Below are 23,660 nucleotides of genomic sequence, written 5' to 3' on the forward strand. Positions count from 1 at the left end.
AATTCGTTAAGTTTGCTCAACTACTGGTGCAGTTTCGAGGCAATCCAGGATGGGTTTTCAGAACGCGCACTAAATCTTGCCAAGCTTTCCAAACACAATGGTGCCATGTTATCTTAAAAGACCATCGCTTTCATCTCCATCAGCGTCTGCTCGTAGTCGTCGGGCTCAGGCGCCTCCAGGAGCAATTTTTTGATCTTGCGATATGCCATGTTGATGACCGGATTGTCCTTTGCCTCGATGTTATTTCTCAGTGTGTCATAGTCCCGGTAGTTATTCATCAGCAGCTTAAACTGTTCGGTCAAAACCTGGCAGAGGATGAACTTGGCGTCGTTGCCCCGCTCCCAGTGCTCCAACTCGTCCCGGAAGGTCTTGATGACTGCATCTACCAAGGCCGAGATCTCGCCGGTAAACCGCTGACTGTTGGGCAGAGAGTTGTAGTAGGCCAAGGGGATTTCAAACAGGCTAGTCTTTCCTTGATGGAGCACCTCAATGGAGAATTCGTCCAGATCCTTGGCAAAGTTGGTATCCCGGTAGTTAGAGTTTCTCACCTCGTCCCGGGTGCGCTTCTTATTCTTGATGAAGTGGACATCCTCCACAATGGCCGAACTGATGTACAGCGCATCCAGGATCTCGTAGAATTCATCGCACAGGGTGCCATTGGACACCACCAGATCCACGAACCGCTCATCAGAATTCTCATACTTGTACACCCGCTTGCCCGGCGCAGCCAGGGAGAGATCATGCCGCTGGATGGCCCCGTGCACCAAGCCGTAAATCATAGCCTGATGGATGCGCATCATCCGGTGATCCTGGAAGGCAAAATCGATCTCAGGCATGACTGCAACTGAGTCCCACCGCTTGTCAATATGAGTGGAGATCATCATGTTCTTGGTGGAATCCGGCCCGATGTGGCGGGAGTAATTGAAGTAGGCGGTGTGGTACAGCCCCGCATCCTTGCTCCCCGTCTCCGTAGAGTAGGGGGCGGCAAACTTTTTCAGTTTGTTGGGGGTTAGGTTGTAGAGGGCATTGAAGAAGTGGATCTCATACTTGGAGATGGTGTCCACAGCGTCCCCCTTGGGCACCAGATCCTGAATGCGGTAGGCCCGCATATCCAGCAACTTCTTGTTATAAGCGCACAGCTTGACCTCTCTGGCCTCCTCGTTAGTAATGCGCTGGATGCCGGGGGCAGACAGCCGCTCACCCATGGCGATTACCTCTCGGATATAGCGCAGATTTTCCTCGTGGGTAACGTTATCAAACACCTGGGTGTCTCCCGAGCCGTCCTGCTGCTCCCGCAGCTTGATGCGGGCCTTGAGGCGGTTCTCCTTGGCAATGGCCTCCACAATGTTCAGGTCAATGTTGTCGCAGTTCTGGCGCACATCCTCCTTGAAGTAGCCCAGTAAGATGCTGTCGAAGATATCAATACGCCGGTCATCCTCCACAATATCTGCACTGCGGATCTCCCGGGCAAAGCGCACGTTGGCCTTGACTGCGTCAAAAATTCGGCCATTGAGCTGGCTATCCATCATGGAGCCTTCCTCGCTGCTGCTGTTACTGGAGCGACTGATCTCCTTTAGAAGCTCCTTGGTAGCGCAGATGTTCATCACCGAGTCGCCCTTGACGAATTTCAGGGTGTCCACGATCTCCTCCTGCTTGCGGACCAGCGCCGTCACCTTCTCCGGGAAGGTCTCGTAGAACTCCTCGTACTTCTCACACAGGTCCTTCAGGTAGTCTGCCCCCAGCTTGTAGGCGGCCAATTCGGCGGTCCGATCACCCAGGGCGGTGATGTTAGCATAGTAGTCTGTGAAGCAAGCGTTGAGCTTGGCATAGATCCCCTTGTATCCACCCAGCTTGTCCAGAATGGAGGGGTCCTGCCCTACGCTCTTCTCTGCCGCGCACAGCTCGTCCAGGTTCTTCTCCTTCTTCTTGCGAGTATATCCGGCATCAAAGGAGCCCGTGTCGTTGGCGTCGGGAGAGTAGTTTTCCAGGTTGGTGGTAATGACATCGTTGATCTCAGCGGTCACGCTGTTGACGCGCTTGTCCATCTCCATCTTCACCAAATAGAGCATATACCGGGCCGCATTGGGATGGCAAATGTCTCCGAAGGCGTTTTTCATCACCGACTCCAGACAGTAGGGCTTGTTCTCGTTGATGGTCTTGGCCTCGTTGATGAGCAGTGCTTCTGCATTGCTCTCCGCCACCTTCTGGGCATTCTTCTTGATGACCGTCTCGTAGTCCCGCAACAGCTCCAGGTTCTCCCGAGCCTTGCCCTGCATGGAGGGGTCGTGTTCATAGTCGATCTCCTCCGAGAGGTGGTTGGCCATATCCTTGGCACCGCGGATTGCGGTGTCACTGTTCAGGCACTCATGCATCTGGTCGGCCAGAGCCTCAAAATACCTACTCACCCGCTTCTGGGCGTCCCGCAGGAATTTGCTCTGCAAATCCTTGGAGAAGGGGTCGGTGCCGGCCTTCAACTCACTGACGTACACCTCGCTGCGCTTGGGAATCTCTGTATCGGATAGTCCCTTTTTGCGCGCCTCCCGGCGCTTGATTTCGAAGGCATTGTCGTACCGGGTCCACTTCGCCGCCTGGCCCTCGCCGCCGATGCTGGAGATGGCCCAGTCGTAGGCCACATAGTCTGCAATGTCCTCGTACGGATAGCGCAACACACCCGCGCCGATACCGCCGAACCGGTTGCGCCCGAAGTTGCCGGGGTTGGACATCTCCTTGATGATGTTATCCTCCACAGAAAACGCCTTTTTCTGCATAGGGCCGATGTTCTGCTCATACAAGGACTGGGCCGCCTGTAGCTTGTACTGGGGCAAACTCACCAGAGTGCTGTCTTCCGCATTTTGCCCGTCCAGAAGGAAACAGAAGTCAAAGGGCAGCAGGGACAGAGATCTGAGCTCATCGGTACCTGGGTTGGTGAAGTCAATGTGCAAGTTGCTGTACCGTTTCAGGTCTTCATCGATGTCGAAGAAGCCGGAGCCCTTCATCATAAAAGCGTTGATCTCCTTGATGGTGGCATAGGCATTTCTTCTCTGGCTATCCCGCTCCACTGCGGAGTCAATGACGCTGTCCAGAGTCTCGGGCAGCATCACCAGCGCCCGCACATTGAGGCTCGTGTTTGGGTACTTGTTCCTTACATAGTCCCGGATCAGCATAGCCAGGGGCAACATAATGCCGGAACCGGTGCCGCCCGAGGCGGTGGAGGCAATGACGCAGCGCATGGCCTGCTTCATGGCCTTACCGGTCTTGCGAAACAGTTCGTCGATAGCATCATACAGGGGACGGATTTTCCCCGTTTTCACCGTGCTGTTCAGGGCCAGGCGAGAGATGGCGCGCACCTGTCCGGCGCCCTCAGACACAGTCTTGTCATAGAGCACCGCATTTTTGGGAAACCAGTTTTGCAGCGCGTCCTGATCGTAGTCCAGGTAGTTTCCCACCGTCTGGGTGTTGGAGGTCTGCACCGCCTTGATGGCAGCCTTGCTCTTGGCCACCCCGGTCAGATCATTCACATTGGTGTCCAAGCACACAAAGCTAATGTTTTCCACCTCTCCTGGTCGGCACATTTCGGCCACCATTTTGACGATATCGCTTCCAGTTCCGCCTACGCCTACAAACAGAGTAGGGGCATCCACCACATTGTCTTTGATGATTTCTCTGCTCATCTCGATCCCTCCATTTTTCACTGTTAGAATGGTTGATTATCAAAGGAACTGCAACTTGCAGGTGCAGGAGAAAGATGCGCCCGCTACGGTCTCCCCTGCGATGACACAATTGGCGTTGTTGCCCACTTCAAACAGTACCGGGTTTTGCTGCTTGCTCCCCTTGGTGGCCGCTGCGGGCTTGGGCCTGGCTCCAACCTTAGTGAATTTTCCCTGAGCATCCTTCTTGAACGTACTGGTGCCCACCTGGATAGTATGGATGGTGGTGCCATTGATGGGGTTGACCCGAACAATTCCAGCCCGTCTGGCTGCAGACTTTACTTTTCTGGGGCTCACTGCCACCAGTTCCAAGTTGAAACCGCCCTTGACCAGGGGGTCGGCGCTGCATTTGGGCACCGACACCGTCAACGCTCCGTTTCGTCGGTTTTTGCCGGTAAACTCACTCTTGGCGTTGCCCGCTACTCGGCTGCCGTCCACATTGAAGAGAGTGCTTCCGCTGCGCACCGAGATCTGCCGGGGCAGAATCTTTTGGTTGAGGATCAGCCAGATCAATACTACAATGGCCAGCAGAACCAGCGCCAGCACCACCCAGCGCAGCCACCAGGGGAACCGCCCCAGTTCGATGCATCCGCCGTCCTCCGCCTGGGTGGTCTGCCCGAAGTAGTCCTCAGCGGTAGCTCGGGCGGTAACTTCATACTTGCCGGACGCATAGCCCTCCTGATCCGCCAGCTCCACCGAGAAAGCGGACTGGCCCGGCATGGGGGTGCAGTTCAGGGTCAAGTCCTCGGCCTGACACTCCACCTTCACCGTCTCCAACTGCTGATCCGTCAGCGGCTGGCCCCGGTTCGTCACATGGAGGATCATGGGCTCGCTCCGGTCAATTTTGGACAGCTGATAGTACTTCTGTGGGATTTCCAGTTCCGCCTCCAGGTGGAGGCGATCATCCTCTAGGATGAAGGGAATGTCTATCACCTGACTGATCGCCTGTGGGCCATCTTGAGTAGTATAGGTGGCGGTGAGGTGTATGGTATAGTCCCCGCACTGGGTATCCTGGGGTATCTGGCTGTATTTCAGCTTCAGCCGCAGCCCGTCCTGGGTCTGCTCCACCTCATGTTTCAAATTTCCGTCTCCCATGTCCACATTGATCTGGACGGCATCCAGGGCTTCACCGGTCAACGTGGCATCCTCATAGTTTAGCTTCAGGTCGTATACCGCCTGGTCCTCCAACTGGGAGAGCAGGTATCTGTCCTCTCCTCCGGTCACCTGGATGGTCAGTTCCCCTGCCGGTCTGGCCGCCACCTGGTAGCCCCCGGAGGGCCAGCCCAGATCCGCCCCGCTACGATGGATATAGTACCCACTCAGATAGTACGCCTCCGCCTGCACATCCAGCGTGTCTCCGGCCTTAAGATCCACTTTCACCTTCCCAGCCTTAGCACTCTCCGTGGTGTGGTCCTCCCCGTTGAGGGTATAGGTGATGGTATAGTCTGTGCTGCCAAGCAACGGAGAGGTGGTAAAGTTTCCGTCTTCGTCTACTAGCCCGTACTGGATGTAATAGGTGCCCGCTGTACAGCTACCCGAGACTGGTTCACCCTCCTCATCCACAAGGATCGCCGCCAAATCGACGTTAGGCTCGTAGTAGACGCTGATGTTACTGGCCGAACCTTTGAGCTCCAACTCATAGTCGCCAGCGGGACAATCTTCATAGGTCACGATCATTCCCTGCAGATCTTTGTCAATAACAATGGGTTTGTAGTTTCCTGCCCCCTTCTCACCATATCGAACCGAATAACTATTGGCTACACGGCCAGAATTTTCATTTTTATTCTTGAGGGAAATATCACTGACGTTTTTGCCCTGAACAAAGACGATCATCTTATCCATGGACAAGTCCAAACTAATGTTTTCCCCCGTATTTGGTAGTGCATCCCGTCCAAAAATCTGGTTGCACATGGAAGTCAGATTATCCAGGACATCCCCAGTGTTACGAGATACCGCAGAGCCATGCTGTTTGCTCCCATCGACTTTAATCTCAATGGCGTCCTCTCCAATGCCAAGATAAAGCACGTTAACTTGATTATTATAGTGAGTCAATTTTTCTGAGAGAGTTTTTTGAGTGCTGCTGACCATAGCTGATGAACTTTGGTTATCTCCGCCAATCACATGACCATTTTCATAAAATACGGCTCCATCTGTCAATATGATCAACCACTGTTCTCTTTCTGTATACTTACTCAATCCTTCGTAAGCAGCAGTTACCGTTTCAATAGGGGTTGCTCCTGCTTTAGGTGTGTAAATGTCTCGGATCTTGGATACCTTGTTTTCGTTGTCGATTACCAATGGGTTATTTTGAGAGTATGACTTTCCATCCACCTCCACAGGGGACATCGGATAAATTTCTAGGATATCCCCTTGATTCATCATGGATGCAAACACTTCTATTCCATAGGTGGCTCGACACCAAGCTTTGCTCTGGTTGGCATCTCCCGTGTACATGGAACCTGAATTGTCAAACACAACTGCAATTGCCCTCTCTCGTGTGACTTTTCCTGTGGATGCTCGCGCAACAGTCGGCATTGGCATCAGAGCCAACAACATCCATATTGTGCAGAGAAAAGAAAACACTCTTTTTCTTTTCACTCCTACCACTCCATTCTCTCTTTGCCCATAATTCTGATTAGCCGCCGCAACACCAGGCGCCATAGCCACATTCTCTCAAAAAACACATATGCGGACAAATTCCCCTGTATCCAATCCAAGAGACTTCATCCGCACCATTGTCTTTCTGAGGTTCTGAACAGACCTGCTTCTATTTTTTTCTGACGATGGAATATATACACAGTAGTACCCCAACAATCGCCACTCCAATGCCCAGAAAGATAAAAATTGTGCCCGGATTTGTAGCACCACTTTGCAACAAGCTGGAAATCTGAGCCTCCAGTGTGTTGTTTTGCGTATACCCATATCCGGCGCACACAAGGCCTAAGATTATTAAAACAACCCCTAAACACATCACATGAACCCCTCCCTTTACTGCAATTTAAATCTTTCTTTTCCTAATGTAAACCTCTCCTTACTCTTTCTCCACTGTGCACGCAAACACAGTCTTCACTTACCATTACATCCATTTTTTTCTTCTTTTCTTTATAATACACCACATCATAAAAACATTCAACCATTTTTTGTGTTTTGTACAATTTTTTTCTAATTTCAATCAATCTTCTATGCATTCCTGACAAGCCGCAAAATTTTGCCCTGTTCTAAAAACATACATTTTAATCAGTCACTTAATTGTGTAACTTACCTATTTGGATCTACCAAAGAGCTAATATAGAATCTGGTTTGTCCTAATGCATTCTAGATATCCATTCATCAGAACGTCTAGATGGCCACCATCATCAGTCCAACAACTATAATGATGGACATGACCCTGAACAAGATAAGCAAGGATAATAAATCTTTTGCTGTTAGAAACCAAAGGATGATTTCAGGCTCCTAAATATATAAGCGCCAAATTATACTCCGTCTTGTAGCATGTGCCTCAGTAAGTGAGAATTACCTCAAAAATATGCAGACTCGCCAAGAATCTAATGAGTCATATGGTTTCTCAATGTTTTTCTCAATGCTTGTAGAGTCTATCAGATTAGAGAGATTTTCATAGATATACCTGGAAGAATATGGTGGATCGGTTTGCACAATTGTTTAATGACGCCGAAAGATGGGAGCAAGCCAGCTATAAGTCTGTCACTAAGGTAAAGCCCCTCACCTGTAAGCACCGCACCGACATCATTGAGCGGATGTAATATTCGTGTGAGATGGTGGAGCACCATTTGCCGGAGGAGGAGCATATTTGCGCTATATGCGGTACTGAGATGTTAAAAATCAGTAAAGAGGTCCGACGCACCCTGCAAATGGAGCCCGCCCGTTTCTAGGTGCGGGAAGACCGGTATTACACCTATGTCTGCAAAAACTGTGCCGAGGCGGTTGTGGAGTGCGCATCCAGAGAACCCTCTGTGCTTCCAGGGAGCTTTGCATCCCCTTCTGCCATTGCTGCCATATTGCCGCCTAAAAATATGTAAATATATGATGTACTCCTCGCTGTACCGACTGGAGCAGGAATTTGAACACATGGGACTGAAGCTGCCCCGGCGACCATGTCCAACTGGCTGCACATGCCACTGAGGACTGGTCGAACCCCATTTACGATGTGCTGCGCCGACAGCTGTGTCAACATCAGTTGCTTCATGGGGATGAGAGCACGCTGCAAGTGCTGTGGAACAGGGGAAATTTGCTACCAGCAAGTCTTATATGTGGCTACACTGCATCAGGGGAGACACAAAGCACCCCATCGTATTCTATGAATACAGCCAAACCGCAAAGCAAATCATACAGAGAGGTTCCTAGAGGGGTTCTCTTGCTGGCTCCATGCAGATGTCCTACCAGAGCTACCATAAGATACCCTCACAAATTTGAGTAGTGGAATGGATTGAAACCCTATCAATACCTGCTTTTCGGTACTGAGCAATACGCCGGGCTTGGCCCAGAGCGAGAGCGAATGGGCTGCAACCTAACGCCTGCCTACGCACCCGTCGAATGCAGAATTTTAAAATAAGTTTACCGTCATTGGGAAGGCACTGTGGTTCCCCAATGGCGGTTTTTCTAGGTAGTGCCAAGAGTTGGACCTGTTGAGAAATATAAAATATGGGCTGAGAATATGATTTCTCAGCCCATATTTTATATTTCTCAACAGGTCCAGAGTTTTGCGCAAATTGGATGGCAGCCTCCAGGTGCTTCATATTCATGTACTTCTTGTTGCCCCACTGGGTGCCGGCTACATGGCGCAGCCGGGCACAGACCAGCATAAGTGCCGAGTTACCGTCCGGGAAACTACCCACCACACGGGTACGGCGGCGGATTTCCCGGTTCAGCCTCTCAATGACATTGTTGGTGCGGATGCGAGTCCAGTGTTCACTGGGAAAATCGCAATAAGTCAGCGTTTCCTCGATGCCATCCTCCACCTTCTTGGCAGCCTCTTTCAGCTTCATAGTGCGCAGTTCTTCTACCACAGCTTTGGCCTTCTCCCGGGCTGTTTTCTTGCTCTCCTGGGCATGGATTGCCTTGAGCATCTTGGCCACCAGCTTCACCTTGGAGCGAGGGGTTACAGAGAACACATTGCGGTAAAAGTGGACGGTGCAGCGCTGGTACTTGGCTTCGGGGAACACTTCTCCTACAGCCTCCAGCATACCAAGGCACTTGTCTCCAACGATGAGTTTCACGCCATCCAGGCCATGGCCACGCAGCCACTGGAAGAAGCTGACCCAACTGGCTTTGTCCTCTTTCATGCCCTCTGCAGCACCTAAAACCTCGCGATATCCGTCTTCATTTACTGCAATCGCAACCAGAATAGCCACATTTTTCAATTCTCCACCCCAGTTGCGGCGCAGATAGATCCCATCCACATAGACATACGGATAATGCCCACCCTGCAAAGGACGGTTGCGCCAATCCTCGATATGGACATATGCTTTCTTGTTCAACTCGCTGATGGTGGAGGGGGATACTTTGGTGCCCCACAAGGCCTCTGTAATGTCCTCCGCGCGCCGGACGGATACTCCGGATCAGGGCCTCTTCCACACTGCTCTCCCTGCGGCGATAGCGCTCAATGATGGCACTTTCAAAGGAAATACCCTTGAGTCTGGGAACTTTGAGAGTGACATCTCCGGAAGTGGTAGTGAGGTTGCGGCTATAGTGGCCGCTACAGTAGCCCTGGCGCTGCTCATTGCGCTTATATCGAGCCGCTTGGGTTAGCTCCTCCGCCTCGGCCTCCAGCAGCTCATTGAGCGTTTCTTCCACGCTTCCGCGCACAAGTTCCTTGAGTTGCCCCTTGATTACCTCCTCGTTTAGCTGTGCAATCTTTTCAGACATGGTTTGCTATCTCCTTTCGAACGGTGTGCCGCGACTTCATTCTACCAGAGATTTGCAAACCATGTCTCTTTTATTTCCTTTTCAATTTGCGAAACTTATTCTACCTTATCCTGGCTAAAGTAAGGATTCTATTTCTGTGACCCCAACTATTGACGTAGAGCCAAGAATGTTGACACTACCGAAAATCGCCGTTGCTGTCTACCTTTATCAGGTGGGCAGCAGCGGCGATTGGGACTATGACACTTACTAAAAACAGTTCTCAAAGCAACAGTATATCTTCTGGACTACGGAAAGGAGAAGCCGCCAAAGAAAACGATCATCAGCGAATGTAATCTTTTGCAAAGAATACTGAAAACTAGCCCTTGAAACACCCTTGTGTCGAATCGTTACTTCTTCTTTAATTCCGTACGTTTTCGCAAAAGAGAGTTGATGTTAGATACAGCGGTGTTCATTCCACTCAGTATTTCTTCAAGATTGCCGTTTTCCAGGTGAGGAACTGTGTCCATCAGGAACTGGATTTGTCGGGCGATGTCGTTTTCACAGCGAATAACCGCATCGCTTCCATAACCAAAATCACTCTCCACAGACAGTTTTTCTTCAAGCTTTTTTACGGAATAAATCAGTGGATCAAGCTGTTTGTTGCTGCTTCGAGCTTTAGTTTGCTTTAATGCATTTGTCACATCCTGAATCATTAAATAAGGCTCTTTTTTTGTGAGGATGGCGTTTTCTACATTTGGTTCAGGCTTGGCCTGGAGCTGTTTGCCCACAAAGAACAGGGAGGCAATGAGGCCAGCCAGCCAGATCCACCAGAATATTTTCATCCCAAAAACAGCATTGATCTGCGGCAAAACAGCGTTTGGATTGCGAAAGGTGGCAATGATGTTCTGCGGATCTGTGAACAGCCAGTCAATAAACGATACAACCTGCCCATAGATGGAGGGGAGCACAATAAAGTAAGCAGCTGCACCAATCAGAAGAATAACAACAGGAATGAAAAATACAAATTTATTCATTACCTTTTTATCCAACGGGGCAGGCTGGGCAGGTTCACTGATATTGGGCGGAACAGTATCCACCACACGTTTGTTTGTATTCTGGACAATTGGTTCCACTGGACTTGCTTGCTGGGAATCCGGATTCTGGTTTACAGCAGTACTTTCCACATCCGGAACATTGACTGGCGGCATCTCTCCAATGCTTTCAAACAGATGCCTGTTGATGGTGCTGTTGTGTTCGTCTTCAAGGTTTTCTTCCGATGCAGGCTCAGAAAGCGTTTCACTCAAAGTGGCTGCATATTGTTTTGCTTCGCTGAGCGGCTGCTGACCAGATGGAGTGTCGAACTTGATCCTTTCGTCGAGCAGCTCCGGAGGAGTGCTGTCAATGGCTGTGTTCAACGCGGTTATGAATTCGTCGGCGGTTTGGAACCGTTCGGCGCTGTTGGAGAGAGCTTTCACGATGACACGGCCGATCGCTTCACCTCCAAGCGCAGGAGGATCGGGGATCTCGCTGCTCATTCTTTTTTCAAAAGCTGCGTCTTCATCATGGTCATAATACTGTTCCGGAAAGCGGGGAAGAAAAGGATTTCGATTATAATTTAAAAGCCTGTAGAGAAGAATGCCGAGGGAATAAAGATCGACAGATTTTGTATAGCTTCCCTTCCCGAGATACACTTCCGGTGCAAGGAAATTAGGCGTTCCTTTCATCGATTCGGCTTTGGCGCTGCCCTTCACAATTTTGGAAACGCCAAAGTCTCCGATCCTGTAGTCGCCAGCGTCAGACACAAAAATATTATCGTCCTTGATATCACGATGAATTACGCCATTGTTGTGGCAGGCTTGAAGCCCATACAGCACATCCAGGGCCAGCTTCATCACATCGCGCACAAGGAAGTTTTTACTTTTGATAAATTCTTCAAGGGGGGTCAGATACTCCATAAGAATAAAAACATCATAACGTCTTGGAGAGTCACTAACCAGAATATCGTTTTCATAATATCGCACGATATGTTGTACACCCTTTTCAGACAGATCGTTCAGAATTCGGATTTCCGAAACGATATTGTTGAGCATTAGGGAAAAATAGCTGTCTGCTTTGGCCACATCACCGCCCATGGAATTCAATACAGAATTATACTGCTTTTCCGTTGGGATCGTGATGTGCTTCAGCGCGCGAACATACTGACCGGCTGCATTGGTTTTAATGACTTTGTATACAGTGCCAAAGGCGCCTGAATCAATTTTTTCACTGACGGTGTATCCCAGGATGTTCTTGCCGATTAAGTTTGTTTGCGCCACAAAATCATCTCCTAAATGGTATCAGTATTGCGGTTGCGTTGTCCGCGTTGGTGGCTGTTACAGCCTCGCTAATGAGCTGTTTTCCCGCAATTACCGGTTCATGTTCTGAGTCCAGAATTTCCAGGATTCGGGCCTCAGGGATGAAGTCCGAGATACCGTCGCTGCATAGAAGAATTACTCCGTTCTCCAAAGCGGGATAGTATTCATCCGCCTGTAAAACATAGCCACTTTGACCGTAACCGATATAACGGTTTAGATGTTTGCGGGCAGGAAAACCGGAAAGTTCTTTCCTTGTAAGCAGGCCCAGATCCAGCATCCGTTGCCCTTCGGTGTGATCCTTTGTGATCCGGTCAAGCTGGTGGTTGCTGAACTGATAAGCGCGGCTGTCGCCAACGTTTAAGACGGCGCATTCCGCTCCGCAGACAACCAACAAAACAAGTGTAGCTCCCATGCCCTTCCATTCTGGTTGCCTGCGGCTCATCTCGCAGACGGTGTTGTTGATGTCGGCAATAAGCTGTTGAAGATAGCTTACAGCAGCTTTGATCGAGCTGTATTGCTGGAGCTCTTTGTGCGCAAGGGCAAGTTTCTCAACACAAATTCGGCTGGCAACTTCTCCGGCGTTGTGACCACCCATGCCGTCGCTGACGGCAAAAAGCTGCACCTTTGATGCAGGAGCGACGCTGGAAAAATAGCAGTGGCGATATGTCAGCTGTGTTTGCAGCTCTGAAGTCAGATAAACGCCGTTGAAAAGAAAATTGTCTTCTTGGTTGAGTCGCTTGCCGATATGTGTCAGGCAAGCAGCGGCAATGGTATCATTGTTCATATAATTTTGTGAGCTTGTCCAGAAATTCGGTCCGTTCAATATCTTCATACCCTCGGAAAACAATTTCTTTGATGTCTTCATGATTGAACAAGTATTGGAATTGATCCCCGATATGTCCTTCTGGATATAAAATTCCAAGATAATTGTATTCTTTTCCGTCTCCGCTGGCATCGCTTTGCATAATGCCGTTGATCATCAATCGTTTTTCTCCGTCTTTCAGGCGCACAATGGAGCCGATAGGCAATAAATCCCTGATTTTCATAATAATTCCTCCGCTATGTGAATGAGAGTTTTCCGAACCAACTTCCTATTGATTCCGAAACATTTTGTGCAGCATTGCTGACAGCATTTCCAATGGCTTCGCCGGTATCCAGAATCGTGTCAGAGATCCATTCCGTGGTTGTTTTTCCGGTCAGGGCCTTGACGCCTGCATTGATACCAGCGACAACAGCGCCGCTGGCGGCCACAACGACGATGCCGGGAGCAGCCACCGTGCCGAAAGCCGCTGTGACAGCCGCACCCACAACAATGCCGGCGCCATAGGTCAATGCAGTGTCGACCGCGGTTTCCGTGATGGTTTCCGCAACGACTCTGCCGTCAGACATCGTTCCGTTTGAATTGGCCTGCTCATCCTTGTTGCTGAACCAATTCAGCACACCGTTTACAGCAACCGCACCCCAGGATGCAACCGCTTTTCCAACACCGTTGGCACCCTTGAAATTATTGATGATATTTTTGAACTGTGCGTTAAAGGGGGAGGTCTTATTGGTAAGGTTGTTTGCAAAACGGGTGAATGGATTTTTTGCCGAGGATGCTCTGCCCAGAGCCTTTAATCCTGTGATATTTTTAGCCCACCAGCACATTGCGGTTTTGGTTCCCACCGCATTACCGATTTTTTTGTAGTTATTGTATGTCTTGGCGGCTCCGGACAAAAACTGGTAGGTATCCACGCCGGCCTTGGCAAAATCCCGCCAGCTTTTTCCGTTTTTTAGATCACTGATTAAATTGTAAATAGTTCCGATATATCCCGCCCCGGAAAGAAGCTGCTTCCAGCCGAATTCAGACCAGAATTCATCGGTGAAGGTCTGGAGCTGTCCGCCTGGACCCACAATCTTATTCACACCGGGGAGAGGAATGGGGGAGACAAAAAGGCTATTGTACTCGTCCAGTTTGATATATTTATCATGTGTTTCGTTGATGAACTGCTGATAGGCGTCCAATGCTCTGGAATAATCTTCGAGTTTCCGGGCGATCTGCGTGGCGGTGTTGTTTATATTCGATTGAAAACGAACATCCCAGTCAAGCTGGCGAACAGTACTTTGAAGATCAGATTGAATGGAATCTACGGCGGATGATACTGCTTTACATCTGCTGCTGATTTGGTTCAGGCCGGAAAACTCAACGTAAATTCTAGGCATTTTCCCATCACTTCCTTCCGGGTGAAGTGTTTTCCAAATTACGGATTGCGTTGGGTATACAAAATATCGAGGGCCTTTAGGAAAATATCCCGTTCGGGGTTGGTATACCCCGTAAAAATAACATCATTTATGTTGGTGTGATTAAACAGAAAGTTGTTATCCGATCCCACATAGCCTTCCGGATAGGGAACACCCAGGTAATCATAGACCTTGTTTTCCTCCGGCTTGACCTGCATAATGCCGATGATCATTAGTTTTTTGGTTGCGTCTTTCAGCAGCACAACGCTTCCAACAGGTAATAAATCTTTCATGTTTCCTCCCAGAGTTTTATGTGGTCAGTTCGACCCACCAGTTTCCAATGGCTTGCCCACATTCACGCGCCAGAATCTTGTATCCTTCGGCGGCTTTTTCATAATAGGTCATATCGGCGTTTCCGCTTCCGCCGGTTGCACTGTCGATGGCACCAAAAATCAGATCATCCAGGCCAAGAGTCAGGCTGTGACTGATCCCGTATATACCGGCCATTGAAATATCAATTCCGGTGGCTCCGGTGTCACCCAGATCCCATGTCCCATCTGCATAATACTTTTTGTGGCTTCGAAAACCTTGCGCGATTGAGCGGAATGCAGATTCACCGATGGCGGTATATACATTCATTACGCTCCAGGGCCCGGCCTTGATGTCTGCCAGACTTTTAATATCGCCGATGTGTTTAAGTTCGTATCCGGAATCGATGATCGACACAATATCCTTGCCACAATCTATATAATCGGCGACAATGCTTTGCCACTGCTTAGTGTCCAATCCATTGCTTGCAGATAAAATCGAGGCAGTTAAACCCATGAATCCGCCTGACAGACCAAGAATTTTAACGTTTTTCTTTGCAATGTCGCCAAAGAATCCGGTCTTCAGGCCACTATATGTATCCGCAAAATAACCATACAGGCCTTCCCACACATTGACGCTGGAATCGGCCAGATCAAACCAGTCGCTTGCACCGGTGATCCCTTTTTTATCACCGGTGAAGAAATCTTTGAAGCTTTCAAAATAGGAGATCACGTCTTTTAAAGCTCCTGCTTCCTTAACATTTCCCCATTTATCGTAACTCTTCAGAATTGCTTTTAACGTTTCGTGAAAATCCTCATCCATTTGATCTTTCCAATCAGCAGACGGGCATCCTCCAGGGCCAAGAGGGGTGAGAGCAGCATAGTTGATTTTCCCCAGAGAAACCAGATCTCCGAGAGAGTTGCCTTTGTACGCATCCAGTTTGGCGTACGCATTGTGTGTTTCTTCGAGAAAGCTCTGGCAGGCGTTCAGAGCTCTTGCGTATTGTTCCAGCTTTTTTGAAATCTGACTTGCCGTATTGTTAATGTTGGATTCAAAGCGGACATCCCAGTCAAGCTGTTGAATGGTATGCTGAAAATCCGAGCGAATCGTATCGACTCTTGACGATATGTCTTTACAGCGATTTCCCGCCTGCTTCAAACCAGAAAATTCAACGTAAACGCGAGGCATGTTTTTGCAACCGCCTTTCCATCAGTGCCCCCGGCAAGACACTGCATGTGCCTTGCCGGGGGCAAACGAATTATGATAAAGCTCAGAAAATCTTGCCCTGTTCCTGAGCTCTTTGAGTGCCTTCCAGTTCAGCTGCCTCATAGCTTTCGGCGGCTTCGGTGAGAAATGTGCTGTATGCTTTGATGTCCTTTACGATGGTATCGAATGTGCTCTGCATGCTGGCAAACTGCTTTTTTTCTGTTTCAATCGTGACGCCCTTCATGCGGTTTGCAGTGGTGGTAACCTCCTGGAGCATTTCTGCATACAGAGATTGGATGGTGACGGATGCGTTTTCCAGGGTCTTTGCCTTGTCGCGCATAACCGAAGAATCAACAACTACCTGTGCCATGATGTTTCTCCTTTCAATACAATGGGTTCTTTATTGCCCAACGCTGAGGCTGCTGGCTTTGCTCTTAATGTCGTCTTCCGTGGATTTTATCTTTTTGGCGTATTCGCGGAGAAACTGAACATAGTTTTTCAAAGCCTTTTCAGCGGCGGTGAAGTCGTTCTTATAGCCTTCGATTCTCTGATTGAAGGTATCGCTTGCTTCGCCTTTGTAGGTTACGCGGAGATCAGACACAGCAGTGTATATACTGGTGTATGCCTTTGTGAATTCGCCGGTTTTGGATTCGATCTTGGTTGCAGAGGTTTCCAGTTCTTCCGGGGTAACGTCAAAAGTGGTGCTTGGCATGATAGTTCTCCTTTCAATTTGTGGTTTGATGAATACTTAATGCCCGGGTTTCAGCGCAGCTGCACGTTCTTCGGCTTGACGATCTTCGCACTGAATCCTGTCGGCACAGTATTTGATTGTGGATGCCAGATTGGCCATTTGGGATCTTGTACGATTCATTTCACCGCGCAGCGTTCGGAGCTTGGCTAAAAAAGCTTCGGATGCCTGACCTTTCCACACAGAACGGCAATCCTGTTCCAGCTGTTCCAGCAGCTTGATCTGTGCGGAAAGCCGGGAGGCGTCTTCCGCAATGGAATTAGCCTGCGAAATGACCTTGGAATAGTTGATGCGGTATTTCATGGAGTACCTCCTTTCGACTAGAGCATCAGCAGCTTGGCACCTTCGGAGATACCAAGTTGGGCAAAGCTGCATTCCAGGCGCAGGGCCTTGTTGTCGCTTGTGTCGAATAACATCACATCGTTGTTGGTGGTGGAAATCCCATATTCTGAACTGAGTATCTTTACGATAAGATTCTGAATATTTTGAACAGGCATATTATTTGGAACGATGAAATCGTAGGTGTTGTCCAGAGCGGGGATTCTCACTGTGATCGATATTTTTTCCATGAATCTCACCACCTTATTTCGGTACTTTTCCCATTCAGGCAGAAATAACAGGCATTGGGTTTTACATCCTGCACAAGGGGGAGCGTTTCGATCTTGTCAGAGGCTTTTCTATAACAGTTGGGACAGAGCAGATAACTTTCAGCGTTTACGATCAGAGACATGAAGAGCCAGTCATTGTTTTTGTCGCCATTCACATCAAAGCCGCAGACAAAATAGATCTGATACCTCGGATCATCCATGTACTGGAAGATTTTTCGCATAAAAGCGGCTTGTTCATTGGAGATCATGCTGAAAAAGCTGTTGAACTCGGAAACAATAACGAACAATCGTTCATGCTGTTTTTCGGGATCTTCCAATCGGGCGTTCAGGTCCGGCTTCAGGTCCTCCATGAATTCCTCAAAAGCGGAGCAACCGTTGATATAGCGACAGGATGGGAAGTTATCGATAATATCTCTGCATGTGCCGATCTCATCATCAATGAATACAACTTTTCGGTCGCTGTATGCAAAGATGCGCTCCAGAAGATTTTTATAGAACTCCCTTAGATCATGCGAGCCATTGGCGCAGACACAGATTTTGGAATTCTGAGAAAGTGTTATTCCGTAGCTCAGCGCCCCGGGTTTGGAGGTCCCAAGAATCAAATTGTGTGTATCGTCATAAATGGATTCAGGCGGATTGCTTTGCGGATTCCTCTGCAAAGTAATGGAGGAAGAATTTACCGTGGAAACAGAGCCTTCGCCAGAGCTTTCGTCAGAACCGGTCAACAGGATCGGCGTGCAGCCCTGCCAATGCTCTCGAAGGGCCCGATATTTATCGTTTATTTTTGCGATCCGATCCGATTCGTTTTCGCCGTCAAAAGCAATTGCGGTCTGGAATTCAATGACCTCTCTGTTTATTACGGTGATGCCGCGTCCGTTGATCTCCTCCGGAATGATTGGCGGGCGCATATTCAGGATATCGAGGTAATTGCCGGGATCGTTCATCTTCAGGGTGAAGTAGGTGGCAATATGCTCGGTTACCTTGTAATAAATGGAGTTTCGGGTGTTTCCGGTGATTACAAAATAAACGCCGAAGGTTTTTCCCGCACTGATGATGTCGATGAAGGCGTCAGAAACATCCATGTATTTGTCCCGGAAAGAGGCAAAGTTATCAATGAGTACCACAATGGCAGGCAATGGATTGGAGCAAACAGCCCGATAGTCGGCAAAGGTCCCGCAATTATAGTCGGCAAAGAGGCGCTTGCGCTCGTCAATTATGCCCTGAAGCACGGATGCAAGTTCATAGAGCTTTTCCTCTTCGTCGGCAAAGACAACTCCGCCGGTGTGCGGCAGATCCGACAGATAGCCCAGGTTTCGGCCGCCGAAATCCATGGCATAGAGGTTTAATTCGGCCGGAGAATAGCCGTATTCACACACCATCGAATAGACCAGTGTTTGCAGAAATGTGGTCTTTCCGGTACCACTTGCTCCGTAAAGCCCGATATGACCCGTTTTGGCAAGATCCACTACAAGAGGCCGCTGGTCCTGGATCCGAACAAAATCCGCAAGACCGATCGTCGCGGAGCATAGCCCTTTGGCTCCTTTTTCAAGAGAACTCAGGAGAACTTTTTCGGGCAGTACATCCAACCACAACGGTTTGGCAGAAAGATTCTGCTTCTGACCAAGAGCAACGATCTCGGCCACAATAGCCTCCAGCTGCGTTTTGTCGGATTTGCCGTTTGAGAGCTCGACTTTGGCACTGTGTATTGGATTGGCGGTGTTGTCGGTCATCTGCACCGTGATTTCTTCATCAGGCATGTAGGTTTTCGTTGGAACATAGTCGGCTCCGCTGTAACCGGATTGAATGCACTCGTAAATCTCATCATAACCAACCTGCAAATACAGACGACCAGGGTTTTTGATCATGGCAGCGTCAGGCTTGTTTATCATATCAACGCTGTCCTGTTTATCTGCGACTTTCAGGCAAACTCTGAAGCGAGAATTACTCATAATCTGAGGATCAACAATACCACTTGGCTTTTGCGTCGCAAGTATCAGATGGATTCCGAGACTACGTCCGACCTGAGCAACATTGATGAGCTGAGCGAGGAAATCTGGTTGCTGTGTCTTTAATTGTGCAAATTCGTCAATAATAATGACGAGATGCGGTAGTGGTGTGTCAAGGCGGCCTCCTTTGTAATATTTGTGGTAGGAGTTGATGTCCAGCTTATCAACACCAAGTGCTGCTGCGGCTTCATTAAAAATACGCTGGCGTGATTTTATCTCTGCTTCCAAGGAAACCAACGCACGGTATAGAATGTTTCCTGACAAATTAGAAATTGTTGCTGACAGGTGCGGAAGTGCCGGAGCAAAAGGTTTGGCCATAAACGGTCTTGCCATATCGCCACCTTTGAAGTCTACCAAAACGAAAGCAATTTCTTTCGGACTATAGTTGATTGCCAGTGACAGGATAAATGCCTGCAAAAATTCACTCTTACCGGAACCGGTAGTACCAGCAACAAGGCCGTGACAGCCATGATATGCTTCATGCAGATCCAGGCTAAATACTTCACCGCCTGCCATAACACCTATTGGCGCAGCCAACGATTTTGCTGAATTGTTGTTGTCCCAATGACTTTCAATGCAAAGCTCCCTAACATTGCCTGCCTTGTACATTTGTAAGAACGAAATTCGATCAACGATGCCCAGAGAGCGAGAATCTCTTTTTATCGGCAATCGAGATAGCTCTTTAGCAAAAGAACGAATGTGACTCGTTTCTATGTTATCAAGAGCAAACGGGATAAACCGGTTAGCATTTTTGTTCTTTATGTAGTATCCAGTGCGAGTATCATCGCTTTGAATAATAGTTTTGCAGGATTTAGGTAGCTTTGTTATGTCGCCGTATGCAAAAATGGTAGTAATGCCGACTTGGTTGTCAGTATCATTGATATATCTAAGCAAAGCTTCTTTCTCAATTAAATTTTGCGCTGTAACGATCACAACAAAATAAGGGATAGGGGGATTATCCCGATTCTGAGCCCCTTCTCGTTCCTTAATCACCTCGTCGATGATGTTAAAAATGAAGTGAACCTCATCAGGATTGGTAGCAAAAAATCTAACTTTTTTATCATTGCTCCAAATATGAGGTACATTCTTGAAATCATTAAATATGTGTGCTTGTTTGGGAGAACTCACGAGTACCAGCTTCACTTCATCATAGGAATGAAGGGAGATAATATTCAGGATGGTCTCATAAAGAATAGTACGGATATTTTTCCGACTCCCTATAATACCGATGGTATGGTTAGTGCGAATATCAAGGGTCAAAGGCACATTGCTCAAAATACCATATTTCTTTGAAAGCTCAGTCGGTAAATTACGAAGTTCATCCTCGTATAACTGAAATCCTTGCTTTGGAGTTTTCAAGTGAACCTCAAAAGGTCTGCTACCTACCCCTATACGGATAGCAAGAAAGTCGTCATCCTCATAGGAACGTTCCCATAAACGGAGTTTATTGCTTTCATTATCAAGCATAGAGCAAAGAATTTCGGGAGAAGGACATAACGAGTCGTTCAGAAGTCGAACGGTACGTTCTCGTTTTGCAACTAAGCCTTTTTCAATATCGGCGATGTACGATGAATACCTGTTTTTTCTGTGGGCTTCTTCTGCCAGAGTTCGCCTCTTTTGATAACTTCTCAGCAAAGAAGGCCACATCAGTGAACCTAACAGCATACCAACCGCCATCGTGCCACTTGCAACAATCGCAGATAATTCACCGCCGCTGATTGCGTTTGTAATAGATACTCCCAAACTTGCCAACATCACCATGGACATAGTAAGACTTGGTCCCAAAGTCAGAATTGCGGGGGTTTTCTCTATGGTGAATGGGCTTGGTGGTGCATCAATTTCCACTTCGTCGTTATCCAATGATTTCAGGATTCGAGGAGTGCTGACAAAATACTCCTTTTCTTTCGTATCATCAACAGGTATTTTTACCAAAAAAGATGTCATCAATGACAGGGTGCTTCCAGTCCTTAGGTTACGAACTGCTATAAAATCACCCATGTAAATGATTGAAAGCCCCACGATAAAAACTTCATCAAATGGCTTCAATTGCTGCGAATGAGTAAGGTAACCATTTACATAAATGCCTACGCTTCGTTTCAGATCTTCAATAAATGCGTTCCCGTTGCTGTCGATATGTATTGCTGCGTGTTTTTCTCTTGAAACAAAATTACTAAAGTCATATGAAATATCATTGAGTGGTGTACGTCCTATAAAAATATTAGAGTCTTTCGACAGCTTGTACTTTTTATAGCCTACCTGTATATCCAAGGTGGCAATAAACAGAATTTTAACTACTCTGTTATTATTGTTATTCTTAAATACAAAATAGTCTCCACTATGTATCACACGGTCATTGCAAGGATGACCATTTAGCGTTACTTCATAGTTATTGTCGTAGTCTTGTTTCAAAGTATAAATGACAGATGCCTCTCCTTCTTCCCTTGAAAAAGGAATAGCAAAGCCGGTGGGAAGTCCAAGAGTTTCCAGGAACAGATGATTACTTCTGTTTTTCAGGACATCGCTCAGCATCCGTGAAATTGCTCGATCTTCAACGAAGAACGTTACCAAGAAATCCGACATCGAATTATTCTTGGATTTAGCCATCTTTTCACCACCTCTATAAATAGTGTTTACAATTTTCCTCCGCAGTTACCACAGAACTTCATTCCAGGCTTATTTTCAAAACCACAGGAAGGACATTTTTGTGCGCCAATAGGTTGTCCGCATTCGCCGCAGAACTTCATGCCGTCAGGGACTTCTTTACCACAGTGCGGACATATAATAGTAGCGGATAGTTTGCTTCCGCAACTACCGCAGAATTTCATGGCTGTATTGTTTGTAGCACCGCATTTTGGACAAGTTATAGTATCGTTGGTTGGAGTTGTATTCAAATTTTGCCCTATTCCAGAAAATACATTTCCAAATTGTCCGGCGGCACCTAGCCCCATGCCCAAGCCTATACCTGCATTAGCAATGCCACCGGCAGACGGATTTTCTGCAAGTTTTTCGAGAATATCGAGAGAACGGCGTTGTTGGTAGAAGCCCTGCCCGAGAGCTAATTCTTCCTTGTAACCACGAAGTTTTTCGTATTCTTCAGGCTTTGGTGCAATCGACTCACAGTAGAAATTAACCAGCTCAATACCGAAACGCTCAAATTCATCATTAAGAGTTTCTTGGAAAGCTACTGACAATTCAGACAAATACTGAGAGATTTCGAGAAAGGAAATCTGTTTTTGGATCATATAAGAAGCAGTAACAGATTTGATTTTCGAGTTAATCAAGCCATTGAAGTATCTTAAAATAATCAATGGATTGGTCGTCGTACCATTCGGAACAGCACCGATAATTTTAGATACGAACAAACGAGAGTCCGTAATTGTGATTCCGTACTGACCACGGGCACCAACGTTTAAGATAAGACCATATTTAGGATCTTCCAAGGGAATCGGTGTAGATGTTCCCCATTTCATATTAAGATTAGCTGTTTTGTTTATGTAGTAAACTTCAGCAGCAAATGGGGTTTTGCCTCCGAACGGCAAATTTACTATTTTTTTTAACAACGGCAAATTGCCTGTAGACAATGTATGCGTACCTGTGCCAAATAAGTCAAGAGCCTCTCCACCTTTGAAAAACAAAGCTTCTTGCCCTTGATTGACGATTAATTGTGAGCCGAGGACAAATTCTTCAGAGGGACATTTATAAATTAGCCATTGCGCTCCATTGGTTGGTCCATCATATTTTATTCTATCAATAATGGCCATTCAAATCCCTCCTTAATTAACCTTCTCTTTGAATTTGAGAAAGCAAAGTGTTCGTAAATACCTTGTAAGAATTATCTTGCGCAAGGGAATTTACATATGAGATAATCGTTTGTTTTGCTTGTTCGTTTTCGCTTTTTGCAGAGCGATACGCTTTCATGAAAATGTCCACAACTTCTTGTGCTGCTTTAGGTAAATGCTTCCCTGTGAAGAAATTCCCTTCCAATTCACACCATCTTGCCCTAATTTGCCTGAATTTTGCCATTGCGAAAAGTGCTCTCCAGTCATTTGGACATAAATCTACCGCCAACGAGGCAATTTCAGACTCATCACAGCCGATAACGCCAGAAACAAGATTAAAGATCTTGACACGTTCTTTGCTAGAAGCAATATTAAAAGCTCTAACAAATGCAGAACGTAGATGCTTGTCGGGAAGATAACCAGTCATATCAACAAAAGTATCGATTTCTTGTTGCTCCGTGGAAGCGAGACTATAGGCTCTGCGGTATTCAGGCACCATAGATAAATACCCGGAACGATTCCCACCAGTAGAGGCATATCCAAGGTGTGCACTCCAACAATCAGGCTCAATGTCAATGGCACGACTAAATTTGGCATTTGCTGCACGAGTATCCCCCAGGTCAAGTAATCTGTATCCATCTGCTAATAATTCTTCCACATCTTTTCCTTGATACCCATAAACGTGTTTGGTAATATTCTGTGTAATCTTTTGTACGATTTGATCCTGCTTAACAACAAACTGGGCAAAACAATTTTCACAGGTTCCAATTTCGTGTGAATCATCGAGAATGATATTCCCGCCACATTGTTCGCAAATCAAACTTATTTTTGCCATTTAATATCTCCCCCGGTCAAATTTCA

General features: G+C 47.5%; 16 protein-coding genes and 1 pseudogene. 1 reads left to right on the forward strand and 16 read right to left on the reverse strand.

Annotated elements, in window-relative coordinates; genetic code table 11:
* Positions 1–113: 113 nt before the first annotated feature.
* Complete coding sequence (locus tag B5F98_RS00160; RefSeq protein WP_087369107.1) at positions 114–3,671, reverse strand: tubulin-like doman-containing protein; 3,558 nt, start codon at positions 3,669–3,671, stop codon at positions 114–116.
* A 39-nt stretch (positions 3,672–3,710) separates the two neighbouring features.
* Complete coding sequence (locus B5F98_RS00165) at positions 3,711–5,384, reverse strand: hypothetical protein (protein WP_143482692.1); 1,674 nt, start codon at positions 5,382–5,384, stop codon at positions 3,711–3,713.
* A gap of 1,958 nt (positions 5,385–7,342) precedes the next feature.
* On the opposite strand from B5F98_RS00165, the gene B5F98_RS13420 reads away from it, so the two are divergent.
* Entirely contained in the window at positions 7,343–7,468 is a 126-nt protein-coding gene (locus tag B5F98_RS13420; RefSeq protein WP_275532868.1) for a hypothetical protein, read from the forward strand.
* Between the two features lie 978 nt (positions 7,469–8,446).
* Here the strand turns inward: B5F98_RS13420 and B5F98_RS00175 are convergent.
* The 14 genes and pseudogenes from B5F98_RS00175 to B5F98_RS00235 all read right to left on the reverse strand — a co-directional run.
* A pseudogene (locus B5F98_RS00175) lies at positions 8,447–9,590 on the reverse strand (IS256 family transposase); the annotation flags it as partial.
* A 386-nt stretch (positions 9,591–9,976) separates the two neighbouring features.
* Positions 9,977–11,884, reverse strand: coding sequence for a protein kinase (locus tag B5F98_RS00180; RefSeq protein ID WP_087369110.1), 1,908 nt, complete (start codon positions 11,882–11,884; stop codon positions 9,977–9,979).
* Positions 11,885–11,888: 4 nt separating this feature from the next.
* On the reverse strand, positions 11,889–12,755 hold the full coding sequence (locus B5F98_RS00185) for a protein phosphatase 2C domain-containing protein (protein ID WP_158099735.1): 867 nt from the start codon (positions 12,753–12,755) through the stop codon (positions 11,889–11,891).
* On the reverse strand, positions 12,697–12,969 hold the full coding sequence (locus B5F98_RS00190) for a DUF4176 domain-containing protein (RefSeq protein WP_087369112.1): 273 nt from the start codon (positions 12,967–12,969) through the stop codon (positions 12,697–12,699). The genes B5F98_RS00185 and B5F98_RS00190 overlap by 59 nt, the downstream gene beginning before the upstream one ends.
* A gap of 13 nt (positions 12,970–12,982) precedes the next feature.
* Positions 12,983–14,125: a hypothetical protein gene (locus B5F98_RS00195; RefSeq protein WP_087369113.1), complete on the reverse strand. Its 1,143-nt coding sequence runs from the start codon at positions 14,123–14,125 to the stop codon at positions 12,983–12,985.
* Positions 14,126–14,163: 38 nt separating this feature from the next.
* Entirely contained in the window at positions 14,164–14,436 is a 273-nt protein-coding gene (locus tag B5F98_RS00200) for a DUF4176 domain-containing protein (protein WP_087369114.1), read from the reverse strand.
* A 16-nt stretch (positions 14,437–14,452) separates the two neighbouring features.
* Positions 14,453–15,640, reverse strand: a complete 1,188-nt coding sequence (locus B5F98_RS00205; protein WP_087369115.1) for a hypothetical protein — start codon at positions 15,638–15,640, stop codon at positions 14,453–14,455.
* An 82-nt stretch (positions 15,641–15,722) separates the two neighbouring features.
* Positions 15,723–16,028 carry a WXG100 family type VII secretion target gene (locus B5F98_RS00210; RefSeq protein WP_087369116.1) on the reverse strand — a complete coding sequence of 102 codons (306 nt, stop codon included), beginning with the start codon at positions 16,026–16,028 and terminating at the stop codon, positions 15,723–15,725.
* A gap of 30 nt (positions 16,029–16,058) precedes the next feature.
* Complete coding sequence (locus B5F98_RS00215; protein ID WP_087369117.1) at positions 16,059–16,370, reverse strand: WXG100 family type VII secretion target; 312 nt, start codon at positions 16,368–16,370, stop codon at positions 16,059–16,061.
* A gap of 36 nt (positions 16,371–16,406) precedes the next feature.
* Complete coding sequence (locus tag B5F98_RS00220; RefSeq protein ID WP_158099736.1) at positions 16,407–16,709, reverse strand: WXG100 family type VII secretion target; 303 nt, start codon at positions 16,707–16,709, stop codon at positions 16,407–16,409.
* A gap of 17 nt (positions 16,710–16,726) precedes the next feature.
* Entirely contained in the window at positions 16,727–16,975 is a 249-nt protein-coding gene (locus B5F98_RS12575; protein ID WP_143482694.1) for an EsaB/YukD family protein, read from the reverse strand.
* 5 nt (positions 16,976–16,980) lie between these two features.
* Positions 16,981–21,624 carry a type VII secretion protein EssC gene (gene essC / locus B5F98_RS00225; RefSeq protein ID WP_087369119.1) on the reverse strand — a complete coding sequence of 1,548 codons (4,644 nt, stop codon included), beginning with the start codon at positions 21,622–21,624 and terminating at the stop codon, positions 16,981–16,983.
* Positions 21,625–21,650: 26 nt separating this feature from the next.
* Positions 21,651–22,781 carry an SPFH domain-containing protein gene (locus B5F98_RS00230; RefSeq protein ID WP_087369120.1) on the reverse strand — a complete coding sequence of 377 codons (1,131 nt, stop codon included), beginning with the start codon at positions 22,779–22,781 and terminating at the stop codon, positions 21,651–21,653.
* Positions 22,782–22,797: 16 nt separating this feature from the next.
* Positions 22,798–23,634: a hypothetical protein gene (locus B5F98_RS00235; protein WP_087369121.1), complete on the reverse strand. Its 837-nt coding sequence runs from the start codon at positions 23,632–23,634 to the stop codon at positions 22,798–22,800.
* Between the last annotated feature and the right edge of the window lie 26 nt (positions 23,635–23,660).

The sequence above is a fragment of the Pseudoflavonifractor sp. An44 genome, from assembly GCF_002161675.1.
In the GTDB taxonomy this organism is placed as follows: Bacteria; Bacillota; Clostridia; order Oscillospirales; family Oscillospiraceae; genus Enterenecus; species Enterenecus faecium.

Excerpts from the sequence above, each read along its gene's own strand:
- B5F98_RS13420 (WP_275532868.1), top strand. The coding sequence starts at position 7,343 with ATGGTGGATCGGTTTGCACAATTGTTTAATGACGCCGAAAGATGGGAG.
- B5F98_RS00205 (WP_087369115.1), bottom strand. The coding sequence starts at position 15,640 with ATGCCTCGCGTTTACGTTGAATTTTCTGGTTTGAAGCAGGCGGGAAAT.
- B5F98_RS00190 (WP_087369112.1), bottom strand. The coding sequence starts at position 12,969 with ATGAAAATCAGGGATTTATTGCCTATCGGCTCCATTGTGCGCCTGAAA.
- B5F98_RS00235 (WP_087369121.1), bottom strand. The coding sequence starts at position 23,634 with ATGGCAAAAATAAGTTTGATTTGCGAACAATGTGGCGGGAATATCATT.
- essC (WP_087369119.1), bottom strand. The coding sequence starts at position 21,624 with ATGGCTAAATCCAAGAATAATTCGATGTCGGATTTCTTGGTAACGTTC.
- B5F98_RS00230 (WP_087369120.1), bottom strand. The coding sequence starts at position 22,781 with ATGGCCATTATTGATAGAATAAAATATGATGGACCAACCAATGGAGCG.
- B5F98_RS00220 (WP_158099736.1), bottom strand. The coding sequence starts at position 16,709 with ATGAAATACCGCATCAACTATTCCAAGGTCATTTCGCAGGCTAATTCC.
- B5F98_RS00185 (WP_158099735.1), bottom strand. The coding sequence starts at position 12,755 with ATGAAGATATTGAACGGACCGAATTTCTGGACAAGCTCACAAAATTAT.
- B5F98_RS00165 (WP_143482692.1), bottom strand. The coding sequence starts at position 5,384 with ATGATCGTGACCTATGAAGATTGTCCCGCTGGCGACTATGAGTTGGAG.
- B5F98_RS00210 (WP_087369116.1), bottom strand. The coding sequence starts at position 16,028 with ATGGCACAGGTAGTTGTTGATTCTTCGGTTATGCGCGACAAGGCAAAG.
- B5F98_RS00215 (WP_087369117.1), bottom strand. The coding sequence starts at position 16,370 with ATGCCAAGCACCACTTTTGACGTTACCCCGGAAGAACTGGAAACCTCT.
- B5F98_RS00200 (WP_087369114.1), bottom strand. The coding sequence starts at position 14,436 with ATGAAAGATTTATTACCTGTTGGAAGCGTTGTGCTGCTGAAAGACGCA.
- B5F98_RS00160 (WP_087369107.1), bottom strand. The coding sequence starts at position 3,671 with ATGAGCAGAGAAATCATCAAAGACAATGTGGTGGATGCCCCTACTCTG.
- B5F98_RS00195 (WP_087369113.1), bottom strand. The coding sequence starts at position 14,125 with ATGCCTAGAATTTACGTTGAGTTTTCCGGCCTGAACCAAATCAGCAGC.
- B5F98_RS12575 (WP_143482694.1), bottom strand. The coding sequence starts at position 16,975 with ATGGAAAAAATATCGATCACAGTGAGAATCCCCGCTCTGGACAACACC.